The organism is Amycolatopsis sp. NPDC051071, assembly GCF_040682875.1.
Classification (GTDB): domain Bacteria; phylum Actinomycetota; class Actinomycetes; order Mycobacteriales; family Pseudonocardiaceae; genus Amycolatopsis.
Genome location: NZ_JBFBBY010000031.1, coordinates 51,563 through 64,789, shown reverse-complemented (window position 1 = coordinate 64,789; position 13,227 = coordinate 51,563). Strand labels below are relative to the sequence as shown.

Sequence of the window (13,227 nt, the reverse complement as noted above, 5' to 3'; positions counted from 1 at the left end):
TCTACCCCCCATTGTTCCTTATATTTTTTTTTGTGTTTCGTTATAACGACCCAAATCACTCACGACCCCAACTCCCTAAGTGAGCCTCTCTATGACCACCTTTGACGCCTCCGCCGACGCCACCGGCCTCGGTGAGATCGAAGTCGGCGCCGCCCGGATCAACGTCGACGACAAGCGGATGATCAACGCCCGCGCCGACGTCAACCAGCTGCTGCCGATGAAGTACACCTGGGCGTGGGAGAAGTACCTCGCCGGCTGCAACAACCACTGGATGCCGACCGAGGTCGCCATGCAGGCCGACATCGCGCTGTGGAAGTCGGCCGACGGCCTGACCGAGGACGAGCGCACCATGCTCAAGCGCAACCTCGGCTTCTTCGCCACCGCGGAATCGCTGGTGGCGAACAACATCGTGCTCGCGGTGTACCGGCAGATCACCAACCCCGAATGCCGCCAGTACCTGCTGCGCCAGGCGTTCGAGGAAGCCGTGCACACGCACACCTTCCAGTACATCTGCGAGAGCCTCGGCCTGGTCGAGGGCGAGCTGTTCAACATGTACCGCGAGGTCCCGTCCATCTCGGAGAAGGACGCGTGGGCGCTGAAGTACACGCAGAACCTGGAGAACCCGGACTTCGAGACCGGAACGCCCGAGGCCGACCAGAACTTCCTGCGTGACCTGGTCGCGTTCTACGTGATCTTCGAGGGCATGTGGTTCTACACCGGCTTCGCGCAGATCCTCTCGCTCGGCCGCCGGAACAAGATGATCGGCATCGCCGAGCAGTACCAGTACATCCTGCGCGACGAGTCGATCCACCTGAACTTCGGCATCGACTGCATCAACCAGATCAAGATCGAGAACCCGCACCTGTGGACCGAGGAGTTCCAGGCCGAGATCCGCGGCATGCTGACCGAGGCGTGTGAACTCGAGGTGTCCTACGCCCGCGACACCATGCCGCGCGGCATGCTCGGGCTGTCGGCCGAGCTGATCGAGCAGTACATGCACTTCATCACCGACCGGCGGGCGCAGCAGATCGGTCTTCAGCCGATCTTCGGTGAGACCGAGAACCCGTTCCCGTGGATGTCGGAGGCAATGGACCTCAAGAAGGAAAAGAACTTCTTCGAGACCCGCGTCATCGAGTACCAGTCCGGCGGGGCCCTCGACTGGGACTGAACCCCGATCACCCGTGTCCAAACCCGTGACTCGCGTGCTTAAAGACGGAACTCGCAGATCCGTCTCCAAGCACGCGAGTTACGCCTCCAAGCACGCATGTTCCGTCTCCAAGCACGCGAGTTACGCTTCCAAGCACGCGTGTTACGGCTCTGAGCACGCGGCGGGTCCGGTTCATCACATGTCCAGCGAGGCAGTAGCGGGCCTGAGTACGCTCCAAGGTGCTACTGGTTCGCCCGGCCTCCCAGGCCGGTCGAGGTAACAGGGAACCCGGTGTGAATCCGGGACTGCCCCGCAGCGGTATGTGGGAACGAAAGCCGTCACCGTGCGAGACACGGTAAAGCACTGGGAAATGGCTCCCGGGAAGCGACGGCCGGTAGGAGCGAGCGAGTCGCCCACGAGTCCGAAGACCTGCCCGTGGTACGCGCGCCGACGGCGTGCGTGAGTACGGGCCTCGTGGGATGGGCGCGACCGAATGGCGGTCACTCCTGCGCGCGTCCGGCTCTGACAACGAGCTCGCGAGGAGAGAGCTAGTGACCGAAATCGGCACCACTGTGCTGGGCTACCCCCGGATCGGACCGGACCGGGAACTCAAGCGTTCGCTGGAACGCTTCTGGGCGAACAAGATCGACGCGGCCGAACTCCTGGAGACCGGCCGCGCGCTGCGTACCCGGACCTGGCGGGAGCTCAAGGACGCGGGACTGGATTCCGTCCCTTCCAACACATTCTCCCACTACGACCAGGTACTCGACACCACTGAGCTCTTCGGGGCGCTTCCGGGGCGCTTCACGAAGCTCGGCCTTTCACCGCTCGACACCTACTTCGCCGCCGCGCGCGGCGTGCAGGACGCGACGGCGATGGAGATGACGAAGTGGTTCGACACCAACTACCACTACATCGTCCCCGAACTCGGCCCGGACACGACGTTCTCGCTCGCCGGCACCAAGCCGCTGGACGAGTACCGCGAGGCCCGCGCGATCGGCGTCGAGACCCGGCCCGTGCTGGTCGGCCCGGTGACGTACCTGCTGCTCGCCAAGGCGACCGAAGGCGCGCCGGAAGGTTTCCGGCCGCTGGACCTGCTCGACGGCCTTCTCGACGGCTATGTCGAGCTGCTTCGCCGTCTGCACGACGAAGGCGTCGAATGGGTCCAGTTCGATGAGCCCGCCTTCGCGGCGGACCGCACCGAGCCGGAACTCAACGCGCTCATCCGCGCCTATCACCGCCTCGCGAAGGAGACCGCGCGGCCGAAGATCCTGGTCGCCGGCTACTTCGGCCGCCTCGGCCGTGCGCTGGGCGTGCTGGCCCGCTCCCCCATCGACGCCATCGCCGTCGACCTGGTCACCGATGAGTCCTTTGTGGACGCCATCGCCGCCGAACCCGCCTTGCGTGACAAGGAGGTCTTGGCCGGTGTGGTGGACGGCCGCAACGTCTGGCGCACCGATCTCACCCGCGCGCTCAGCCGGGCGGCGACGCTGCTCGGCACGGCGAGGTCGGTCAGCGTGTCGACGTCCTGCTCGTTGCTGCACGTGCCCTACGACGTCGAGCGGGAGCCCGGGCTCCACCCGCGCCTGAAGAGCTGGCTCGCCTTCGCGAAGCAGAAGGTCGACGAGGTCGTCCTGCTCGGCCGTGCGCTGAAGGAGGAGGGCGTCGACCTCTCCGGCGCCCGTGCCGCGGTCACGGACCGCGCCACGGCGGCCGACCTGACCGACGCCGGGGTGCGCGCCCGGCTGGAGGCACTGCGCCCGGAGGACATCGTCCGTTCTCCCTACGCCCAGCGTGCGGCCGCGCAGCAGGCGGCGCTGAACCTGCCGCCCTTGCCGAGCACCACGATCGGCTCGTTCCCGCAGACCACCGACGTCCGCAAGGCGCGCGCCGCGCACAAGGCGGGCGCGCTGGACGACGCCGGGTACGAAGCCGCGATGAAGGACGAGATCGAGCGCGTCATCCGGTTGCAGGAGGACCTCGGCCTGGACGTGCTGGTGCACGGCGAGCCCGAGCGCAACGACATGGTGCAGTACTTCGCCGAGCGGCTGGCCGGATTCGCGGCGACCGACTTCGGCTGGGTGCAGTCCTACGGTTCCCGCTGCGTGCGGCCGCCGATCCTGTACGGCGACGTCTCACGGCCCGAGCCGATGACCGTCGACTGGGCGCGCTACGCGCAGAGCCTGACCGCGAAGCCGGTCAAGGGGATGCTGACCGGACCGGTGACGATCCTGGCGTGGTCGTTCGTCCGCGACGACCAGCCGCTGGGCGAGACCGCCCGCCAGGTGGCGCTGGCCATCCGCGACGAGGTGCACGACCTGCGGGCGGCGGGCATCCGCGTCATCCAGGTCGACGAGCCGGCACTGCGGGAACTCCTCCCCCTGCGTACCTCGGCGCACGAGGCTTACTTCGCCTGGGCGGTTTCGTCGTTCCGGCTGGCGACGTCCGGGATCGACGACGCGACGCAGATCCACACGCATATGTGCTACTCGGAGTTCGGCGAGGTGGTCACCGCGATCGACGCGCTCGACGCGGACGTCACCAGCATCGAGGCCGCGCGGTCGAAGATGGAGGTCGTCACCGACCTCGGCACGGCGGGCTTCGGCCGCGGTGTCGGACCCGGTGTCTATGACATCCACTCGCCGCGTGTCCCCGGCGTCGACGAGGTCAGCGGACTGCTGCGAACCGCCGTCGGTGCCGTGCCAGCCGAGCGGATCTGGGTCAACCCGGACTGCGGCCTGAAGACCCGCGGTTACGTCGAGGTCGAGCCTGCCCTGCGGAACCTGGTCGCGGCCGCGACCACGGTCCGGGGCGAACTGGGCTGAGCTGTCAGGAAAGGGTCTTTCAGGACGGAAAACGTCTTGAAAGACCCTTTCCTGACACTCGGGGCAGGTACACCCACCGGAGTATTGTCAACCTGCCAACAAGAGTGCGAGGGTGGAGCGGTAACCGATCTCAACACCGGAGATGGTCACCATGGCGAACGCCGTCGAAAAGGTCACCGGGGTCCTGCGTGAGCGGGTCCCGCCGCTCACTTCGATCCCCCTTCCGCGTTCAGTCGACCAGCGCTGGCTCGGCGCCACCTGGCCGGTCCGGGAACTCGCGCCCGCCCCGCCGGGCCTCAAACCCGTCCTCGGCGACGAAGGCCCGCCCGTCATCGGGCACGCGCTGGACTTCATGCGCTTCGGCATCGAGTTCGGCCTCAAGCGCTACGAGACTTACGGCCCGGTGTCGTGGATGGGTGCCTTCGGCCGCCGCATCGTCGCCCTCTCCGGTACTGAAGCGACCCAGATCGCGCTGGTGAACAAGGACAAGGCCTTCTCGCAGGAGGGCTGGAAGTTCTTCATCGAGCAGTTCTTCGACCGCGGCCTCATGCTGCTCGACTTCGGCGAGCACCACCTGCACCGCCGGATCATGCAGGCGGCGTTCACGCGGCAACGGCTCACCGGTTACGTCGACCAGATGGGGCCGGCACTGCGCGAGGGCGTCGCGGCATGGGCGGATCGGCCGAACCCGCGGATCTACTGGTCCCTCAAGCAACTCACGCTCGACGTCGCGACGCGTGTGTTCATGGGCATGCGCTCCGGCGACGAGGCCGCCGCGATCAACCGCGCGTTCGTGAACTCCGTGCGCGCGGGCACGGCCATCGTCCGGTTCCCCGTACCCGGCGGCCGCTGGGCGGCGGGCCTGCACGGCCGCAAGGTCCTCGAACGCTACTTTTCGGCGAACCTGCCGTCGAAACGGCGAAGTGACGGCGACGACCTCTTCACCGCGCTCTGCCACGCCACCACCGAAGACGGTGACCGGTTCACCGACTCCGACGTCGTCAACCACATGATCTTCCTGATGATGGCCGCGCACGACACCTCGACCATCACCAGCGCGGCCGCCGTCTACCACCTCGCCAAGAACCCCGAGTGGCAGGAACGCGCGCGCCGGGAATCCCTTGCGCTCGGTGACGACGTGCCGGATATCGAGGCGCTGGAAACCCTGACGACGCTGGACCTGGTGATCAAGGAGTCCTTGCGCCTGGTCGCCCCCGTGCCGTCGCTGGCCAGGAAAACAGTGAAGGACACCGAGGTGCTCGGGCACTTCATTCCCGAAGGGACACTGGTCGGGGTTTCCCCCACCGTCAACCATTTCGCGCCGGAATGCTGGACCGACCCGATGCGCTTCGACCCGGACCGCTTCGGCGAAGAACGCCGCGAGGACAAGTCGCACCGCTACGCGTGGATGCCGTTCGGCGGCGGCGCGCATAAGTGCATCGGCCTGCATTTCGGGACGTTCGAAGTGAAAGCGCTGCTGCACGAGATGCTGCGGGCGTATCGCTGGTCGGTCCCGGACGACTACACCGCGCGCTGGGACTACGTCTCGCTGCCTGTCCCGGCGGACGGCCTGCCGATCCGGCTCACGCCCCGCTGATCAAGACCGGGGGCTGAATCCCGGCCAAAGGGACGAACACGATCGAGTACTCTTGGTAACTTCTGGTCGCCACTCGTGTAGCGGCGATCACCCTTTCAGCCGGTAGACACCCCGTATCACGCATGATGCCGTGGCACTACTCCCGGTCGGCTCATACCTAGTGTGGGTCCCTGAGCACGGACACCCCGTCTGAGCTGGCCATTAACCGCGCATGAAGAGGTGAAGTGTGCCTGAGCCTGGTGCCACGCCAGGGTTGGTTGACGTCGCTCGAAGATGGGCCGCGACGCTCGCTGACACTAAAGGAGTATCGCTTCCCCAAGAGCAACTCGAGCAGCTCCTGCTCGGCGTCGCACAGGACGCCGTCCGCAGCGAGCCCCATCACCAGGCCGCGCTGCTGCGGTTCAGCAAGCTCTACTCCGCCTCCCCGGTCGGGATCGCGCTGGCCGACTCCACTGGCCTGATCGTCGAGGCGAACACCGCGCTCGGCAAACTCCTCGGCTGTCGTCCCGCCGCCCTGCGCGGACGGGCGATCCCCGAACTCGGCTCCTCCGAGCACGACGTCGTCCGGCTGAGGAACGGGCTTTCGCAGCTGATGAAGCTCGGCCAGCCGACCCAGCAGGAACGTCTGCTGCTGGACCACAGCGAGGAAGGCACACTCTGGGTCGACGTGACCCTGACCGACCTTCCCGGTGACCGGCCCGGCTCGGCCTACCCGGTGCTGATGGTCTCCGACGCCAACGAGATCCACCTGCTCCAGGAACAACTGCTGCACCAGAACGTGCACGACGCGCTGACCGGGCTCCCGAACGCGACCTCGTTCGGCAACGCCCTCGAAACCGCCTTGGCGGGCTCGGGCCGGGATCAGGTCGCGCTGGTCTATCTCGACGTCGACGGTTTCAAGGTGATCAACGACGGACTCGGTGCCGGAGTCGGCGACCAGGTGCTGCGTGGGGTCGCGACCAAGCTGAAGGCCGTGTTCACCGGCAAGCACAACGGTTCCGTCGCCCGGCTGTCCGGCGACGGGTTCGCCGTCCTGTTGCGCGGCGAGTTCTCCCCGGCCGAGGTGGTCGCACTGGTCGAGCAGGCACTGGAGGAACTGGCCGAGCCGATCTACCTCGGCGGGCACGGCATCGGGGTCAGCGCGAGTGCCGGCATCGTCGTCCGCTCGATCACCGACGCCCGGCCGGAGGAACTGCTGCGGGCCGCGGAGATCGCCCTGCACCGCGCCAAAGAGGCGGGCAAGGCGCAGTGGATGCTGTTCGACCCCGAACTCGACGCACGCGACCGCGGCCGCTATCAGCTCGGCGCGGTCATCGCGGGCGCGCTGGAGAACGGCGAGTTCTCGCTGATCTACCAGCCGACGGTGAAACTCGCGAACACCGACCAGCTGGCCGCGGTCAACGCCGGGCTGCGCTGGAACCATCCGGAGAAGGGCGAGCTGGACTCCGACGAGTTCTACCCGCTGGCGCAGATCACCGGGATGACCATCCCGCTCGGCCGGTGGCTGCTGGCGGAATCGCTCGCCGCCACCGCGCGCTGGCGGAACCGGTTCGGCGAGGCGGCTCCGGACGTCTGCGTGCGGCTGCCGAACCGGCTGGCCATCGACCCGGATCTGGTGCTGCTGGTCAAGGAACAGCTCGACCGGCACAGCCTGCCCGCGCAGGCGCTGCGGCTGTGCACCGACCGCGAGTCCGTCCTCGACCCGCGCGGCGAGGTGCTGGACTCGTTCGCCGTGCTGTCCGATCTGGGTGCCCAGCTGGTGCTGACCATCTCCGGTTCGGCCGATCTGGAGCTGATCCCCCAGCATCGGCTCCCGGTCCGGCACGTGATCCTGTCCGGCGCGGTGATCGACGCGCTCGCCGACGGCGAGGACGAGGCCGACGTGCGACATCTGAGCCAGCTGGTCACCCGCGCCAAGGAACTGAAACTGCGGATCGGCGCGGAAGGCGTCCGCAATCACGAGCAGGCAGAACGGCTTCGGCGGTTCGGGGTACTCGCGGCGCGCGGCTCGTTCGTCGCCGATTCCGCCACCGGGGACGAGGTCGACGAGCTCATCGAACGGCACGCCCACTGACGTGACAGGATCCGTCCATGGACCAAGGAGAGCTCGCCCCGGACTTCACCCTGCCCGACGACAAGGGTGAGGAGCGCACGCTGTCGGACTTCCTGTCGTCCGGCCCGGTCGTACTGTTCTTCTACCCCGCCGCCATGACGAGCGGCTGCACCGCGGAGAGCTGCCACTTCCGCGACCTTGCCGCGGAATTCGCCGAAGTCGGCGCGCACCGCGTCGGGATCAGCCCCGACGCGGTCGACAAGCAGCAGGAGTTCTCGGCCAAGCACGGTTTCGACTATCCACTGCTGTCCGATGTGGACGGTGTGGTGGCCAAACAGTTCGGCGTATGGCGCAAATTCAGCCCACTGCACGCGAAACGGCACACCTTCGTCATCGACACCGACCGCAAGGTGCTCGAAGTGATCAAGAGCGAGCTGAAGTTCACCGTGCACGCCGACAAGGCCCTCGCGGCGCTGCGCGAACGCAAGGCTAAGGACGCTTGAGCCGCCAGATCCTGTTGACGCCCGTGCAGGCCGGGGCGAGCGGCGGTTCGGCGGCCTCGTCGCCGGTCATCGTGAACCCCAGCCGCGCGGGCACGGCGCCGCTCGCGACGTTCTTCACGTCGTGCCGGATCTCGACCTCGGGCGCGCCGAGGCGGAAGGCCTCGGCGGTCAGCAGCCGGGCCGCCCTGGTGGCCAGCCCGCGGCCGGTGTGGTGGCGGCTGAGCCAGTAGCCAATCTCGATCCGGTCCGGATGCGTGATCATGCCCGTGCCGCCGACGACTTCACCTTCGGCGTCGGCCTCGGCTGCGGTGTCGGCCTCGGCTGCGGCTGCGGTGTCGGCGTAGATCGCGAAGTCGTAAGTCTTGCCCTCGGCCCAGTTGCGCGCGGTGGTTGCGAGGAACTCCCCGGCTTCCTGCTTGCCGTAGCCGTTGGTGGCCCAGATCATCCAGGCGCCGAGGTGGGCGGCGGAATCCCCGGCGACCTCCGCGAGCACGCTCAGCTGCTCCGGCTTCCAGCGGCGCAGGACGATGACGTCGTCGGTGAGGGTTTCGGCGGGCGCTTCCATCGGTCCATGGTGACTCACCGGCACCGCGGACGCCTCCGCTTTTCGCGCCTCCCGCCCCGCCGACCGGCCCCCTGGCGTGTCATGAGGGGTCCCCATCGGACACTTTTCGTCCCATGGGGACCCCTTATGACACGGGCGCGGGACCGAAAGGATCAGGTCAGGATCGCGCTGTCCGGGATCACCGTGTCGTTCTTCAGCGCGTCGAAAAGCAGCTTCGACTTGGTCTTGTCCCAGTTCTCCGCCGACCCGTTCGTCACCGGGACCGTCGTGGTGACGACACCACCCGACGAGATCCCGCGCATCGCCAGCGCCAGCCCCACCAGGTTGTGCACGTGGTCGCCGGAATCCATGGTCAGCGAGGCGGACCCGTTCGACAGCAACGGGAACAGCGTGAACGGGTTCAGCAATGTGCCGGGACTGCCGATCTCGCCGACCAGCGCGCCGATGAACTTCCGCTGGTTGGCCACCCGGTCGAGGTCGGACCGCGGCGTGGCGTCACTGTGCCGCATGCGGACGAAGCCGAGTGCGCTCCTGCCGTCGAGGTCCTGGCAGCCCGCCGGGATCTTGATCCCGGTGTAGGTGTCTTCCATTGGCTTCTCGACACACATGTTGACCCCGCCGATCGCGTCGACGATCTTCGCGAACCCGCCGAACCCGATCTCGGCGTAGTGATCGATGCGCAGGCCGGTGGCGCCCTCGACGGTCTGGGTCAGCAGCTTCGGGCCCCCGATCGAGAACGCGGAGTTGATCTTGCTCGTGCCGTGGCCGGGGATCTTCACCTGGGAGTCGCGCGGCAGGCTCAGCAGCGTCGGCTTGGTGCTGTTGTCCGGGAGGTGCGCGATCATGATGGTGTCGGTCAGCCTGCCACCGCCCGCGGCCTTGCTGTCGCCCGTGGCCAGATTCTTCTGTTCCTCGGGGGTGAGCCCGTCCCGGCTGTCGGAGCCCACGATCAGCCAGTTGGTGCCCTCGGCCGCGGCGGGGCGGCCGTCGATGCCGCTCAGCGCGTCGACGCGGTTGATCGAGAACTCCAGATACACCCACACGCCGGCGAGGAACACCACGAAGACGGTCAGCAAGGTGAGCAGTACCCTGCCGAAGCCCCAGCGGCGCTTACGTGGGGGACGTCCGCCCTCCATCGGACGGCCCTGAGGGGGCTCCGGACGGCGCGGCGGCGGACCCGCGGGACGCTCGTCGCCGCGGTTGCCCATCGGCCTCGTCCGCTCGTCGTACGGGCTGCTCCCGCGTCCCGGCAGCGGCATCATCTGCGCGGGCTGGTGCTGCCGGGAGCGGCCGGACGGCGGCCGTTGTGGCGGCATCCGTCGCCCTCGGTCGTCGCCTCCATACGTCATGCCGAATCACCCGTCCCGATTGCCGTGTTTGGGCCCAGTCAACCGCAGACCCTAGGTGAAGGACGTCCGGCACCCCGCATCGGTTGGGTGGCGTTCACCGCCCGTTATCGGCGAATCCGAACTGGTGGACCTTCAGATACCCCGAGCGGAAGCCAGCCTCGGAGTACGCCAGGTAGAACTCCCACATCCGGCTGAACACGTCGTCGAAGCCCAATTCGGTGATTTCGTCCCACCGATGGGTGAACCGCTCCCGCCACAGCCGTAGCGTGCGGGCGTAGTCCTGGCCGAACTCGCGCACACCCTCCAGTTTCAGCCGGGTGTGCTCCAGCATCCCCTGCTCGACCGACGTCGTCGACGGGATGAGCCCGCCGGGGAAGATGTACTTGTGCATCCAGGTGTACGACCGGGCCGCGGCGAGCATGCGTTCGTGGTCCATGGTGATGGCCTGGAGGCCGAACCGGCCGCCCGGTTTCAGCCGCTTCCCGATGGTCTCGAAGAACGTGGGCCAGTACGACTCCCCGACCGCTTCGATCATTTCGACACTGACGACCGCGTCGTACTCACCGGTGGAGTCGCGGTAGTCGCACAGCTTCACCTCGACGCGGTCGGCGTAGCCCGCCGCAGCGATACGTTCGGTCGCCAGCGCCGCCTGCTCCTCGGAGATGGTCAGTGACGTGACCTTGGCGCCGCGAGAGGCCGCCCGGATCGAGAGTTCACCCCAGCCGGTACCGATCTCCAGCACCGTGCTGCCCTCGCGGACGCCGGCGTAGTCGAGCACGCTGTCGATCTTGCGGTGCTGCGCGGCGGTGAGGTCGTCGTCCGGCCCGAAGATCGCCGACGAGTACATCATCGACGGGTCCAGGAAGGTACCGAACAGCTCGTTGGACAGGTCGTAGTGGCGGTGGATGTTCGACCGCGAACCCTCGATGGTGTTCTCTTCGCCCGCGGGGTGACCGCGGTCGACGAACCGGCGGAACCGTTGCAGCAGCGGCGGGATGAGCGTCGCCATCCGCTCCGCGAACGGGGTCAGCACCTCGGCGAGGGCGTCACTGGTCCAGTCGCCGACCATGTAGGCCTCGCCGAAGCCGATCTTCGCGTCCACGCCGAGGCGGTGGAAGAAGGCGGCGGGACGGTTGACGCGCATCTCGGGTGCGTCCGGGCCGCCGGAGCCGAGGCGTGAACCGTCGGGCATGCGCACGCGGACGTTCAGCGGGCGCACCGCGTGCCGGAACAACTGCTCGGCGATCCTCGCCCGGAACGGGGAATGCGGTGGGGTGGCCAGACCCGGCCACCGCGTTCCGTCGGGCGGGCCTGCCGGCCCCGCCATCCGATCGACGCTTGATGTGGACATAAAGGTGCTCCCTCCCGCCCGGTCTAGACCGGGATCCGCAGCCGCTCGGCGCTCGGCCGATCCCACGCCGCGCTCAGCGTTTCGTCATTCCCCCCGGCTTCGACCAGCTCGAGGGTGAATGCCCGTACGAGCCGGTTCCAGACGCGCGACCGCCGTAGCATCGCGTGCCCTTCACCCCCTATTTCAAACCGCGCGGACCGCGATGTCACCTTTTCGGCGCGTTCCGCGAAAGCGTGTGACGCCACCGGATCGGTCATCCGGTCCTTCGTGCCGTGCGCGATGAGTACGGCACGGCCTTCGACCGCTTCGACCGGTTCACCCGGCGGTGTCCACGGCGCCAGGCCGCAGACCCCGACGACGGCCGGATCGTCCGCGACGCGTAACGCGACCCGTCCTCCCATCGAGTGGCCGACGAGCACGATCGGCAGTCCCGGGTGGTCTTCGTGGATCCGCGCCAAGGCCCAGCGAGCGTCGGCGAGCGCGTCGGCACCGTCGTCGTTCCAGCCGTAGACCCGGTTGCGCAGGAGCCGCACCTCGGCCCCGTGCTCCCGGGCCGCGCGGTGGACGTCCTTCGCCAGCGGCACCATCCGCTGGTACGCCAGCCGCCACGGAGCCACGCGGGCATGACTGTGCTCCGCGCCGCCGTGCAGCACGAGCACCACGGCTTTCGCCTTGCCGCGTGCCCGCCAAGTCCGCACCGCGGGATCAGCCTCGCTCACCCTGGACCCTCCAGTCTCCGAAAACCCCGGCCGCAGTGAACGGGTCAACCTCGATCATCTCCCGATGTATTCCACTTCGGCCATTGGTCCACGCGATACATTCGTCGCTGATCTTCAGACGGAAGGGCGGATGTGGTGAGCACCACCGAACGTTATGCAGACGTCGCCGGACGGCTCGCGGAGGCCGAACGGGGCAACGCGGAGCAGATCCGGAAATCGGCCGAGCTGATCCTGGGGGTCATCCGGGCCGACGCCCTGGTGTTCACCGCCGGGGCCGGGCATTCACTGGCCGCGGTCGCCGAGACCTTCTACCGCGCGGGCGGGCTCGCCTGCGTGTATCCGGTGTACCACCCCGAGCTGCTGCCACTGCACGGCGCGCAGCACAGCACCAAGACCGAACGCCGCTCCGGGCTGGCCGAAGAGGTGCTGGCCGAACGGGCGCCGGGGCCGGACGACGTACTGGTGGTGTTCTCGACCTCGGGCGTCAACCCGTATCCGGTCGAACTGGCGGCCGGAGCGCGGGCACGCGGCGCGGCGGTCATCGCGGTGAGCTCGGCCGCGTCCGTGGCGGCGGCGCCGAAGCGCGCGGCGACGACGCTGATCGAAGAAGCAAGCATCGTGCTCGACTCCCACGTCCGTCCCGGCGACTCGAGCTATCCGCCGGAGGCGCCGAAGACCGCGCCACTGTCCACAGTGATCAACGCGTTCCTGTGGAACCTCGTGCTCGCCGAGGTCGTGGACCTCGGTGCGGCGCAGGGTGTCGACGTCCCGCTATGGCGCAGTTCCAACGTGGACGGTGGCGACGAGGCCAACGCCGCACTGCTCGCGAAGTACGGCGCCCGGGTCCCCGCGCTCCGGTAGTCGCGGTCCGCGCGGACGAGCCTCTTGACTCGTCCGTGCGGTCCTTCCACGGTGGCATACCGACCGGTCGGTTCCCAGGAAGCTCATGGCACTTCCCGGGATCAACGGCGAATGCGCGGCGGGGTTCGAGTGCGGGACGATCCGCGGAAAACGGCGCTGGTGAACGCGACCTTCGCTTCGCCCGCCCTCAGCTGAACTCTTCCTTCCCCAAGTGTCAGGAAAGGGTCTTTCAGGACGTTTTTCGTCCTGAAAGACCC

The 13,227-nt window shown here is 67.8% G+C and carries 10 protein-coding genes and 1 riboswitch; of the genes, 6 read left to right on the top strand and 4 right to left on the bottom strand.

Annotation, left to right across the window (positions count from 1 at the left end):
* The first annotated feature begins 91 nt into the window (after positions 1-91).
* The 5 genes from AB0M65_RS13480 (at position 92) to AB0M65_RS13460 (ending at position 8,125) form a co-directional block, all read left to right on the top strand.
* On the top strand, positions 92-1,168 hold the full coding sequence (locus AB0M65_RS13480; protein WP_364026212.1) for a ribonucleotide-diphosphate reductase subunit beta: 1,077 nt from the start codon (positions 92-94) through the stop codon (positions 1,166-1,168).
* Between the two features lie 208 nt (positions 1,169-1,376).
* Positions 1,377-1,599, top strand: a riboswitch (cobalamin riboswitch).
* A 99-nt stretch (positions 1,600-1,698) separates the two neighbouring features.
* On the top strand, positions 1,699-3,972 hold the full coding sequence (gene metE / locus AB0M65_RS13475; RefSeq protein ID WP_364026209.1) for a 5-methyltetrahydropteroyltriglutamate--homocysteine S-methyltransferase: 2,274 nt from the start codon (positions 1,699-1,701) through the stop codon (positions 3,970-3,972).
* A gap of 151 nt (positions 3,973-4,123) precedes the next feature.
* The gene (locus AB0M65_RS13470; RefSeq protein WP_364026206.1) at positions 4,124-5,569 is read left to right on the top strand and encodes a cytochrome P450; all 1,446 of its coding nucleotides are present in this window, start codon (positions 4,124-4,126) and stop codon (positions 5,567-5,569) included.
* Positions 5,570-5,795: 226 nt separating this feature from the next.
* A complete protein-coding gene (locus tag AB0M65_RS13465; RefSeq protein WP_364026203.1) occupies positions 5,796-7,643 on the top strand; it encodes a diguanylate cyclase in 1,848 nt (615 codons plus the stop codon).
* A gap of 17 nt (positions 7,644-7,660) precedes the next feature.
* Positions 7,661-8,125, top strand: a complete 465-nt coding sequence (locus tag AB0M65_RS13460) for a peroxiredoxin (RefSeq protein WP_364026200.1) — start codon at positions 7,661-7,663, stop codon at positions 8,123-8,125.
* On the opposite strand, the gene AB0M65_RS13455 is transcribed toward AB0M65_RS13460, so the two are convergent.
* The 4 genes from AB0M65_RS13455 to AB0M65_RS13440 form a co-directional block, all read right to left on the bottom strand.
* A complete protein-coding gene (locus AB0M65_RS13455) occupies positions 8,112-8,690 on the bottom strand; it encodes a GNAT family N-acetyltransferase (protein ID WP_364026197.1) in 579 nt (192 codons plus the stop codon). The genes AB0M65_RS13460 and AB0M65_RS13455 overlap by 14 nt on opposite strands.
* A gap of 152 nt (positions 8,691-8,842) precedes the next feature.
* On the bottom strand, positions 8,843-10,039 hold the full coding sequence (locus AB0M65_RS13450) for an LCP family protein (RefSeq protein WP_364026194.1): 1,197 nt from the start codon (positions 10,037-10,039) through the stop codon (positions 8,843-8,845).
* A gap of 94 nt (positions 10,040-10,133) precedes the next feature.
* Positions 10,134-11,390, bottom strand: a complete 1,257-nt coding sequence (locus AB0M65_RS13445; protein ID WP_364026191.1) for a cyclopropane-fatty-acyl-phospholipid synthase family protein — start codon at positions 11,388-11,390, stop codon at positions 10,134-10,136.
* A gap of 23 nt (positions 11,391-11,413) precedes the next feature.
* The gene (locus AB0M65_RS13440; protein WP_364026188.1) at positions 11,414-12,109 is read right to left on the bottom strand and encodes an alpha/beta fold hydrolase; all 696 of its coding nucleotides are present in this window, start codon (positions 12,107-12,109) and stop codon (positions 11,414-11,416) included.
* A 132-nt stretch (positions 12,110-12,241) separates the two neighbouring features.
* Here AB0M65_RS13440 and AB0M65_RS13435 point away from each other — a divergent pair, with 132 nt between their 5' ends.
* The gene (locus tag AB0M65_RS13435; RefSeq protein ID WP_364026185.1) at positions 12,242-12,970 is read left to right on the top strand and encodes a sugar isomerase domain-containing protein; all 729 of its coding nucleotides are present in this window, start codon (positions 12,242-12,244) and stop codon (positions 12,968-12,970) included.
* The last annotated feature ends 257 nt before the right edge of the window (positions 12,971-13,227 follow it).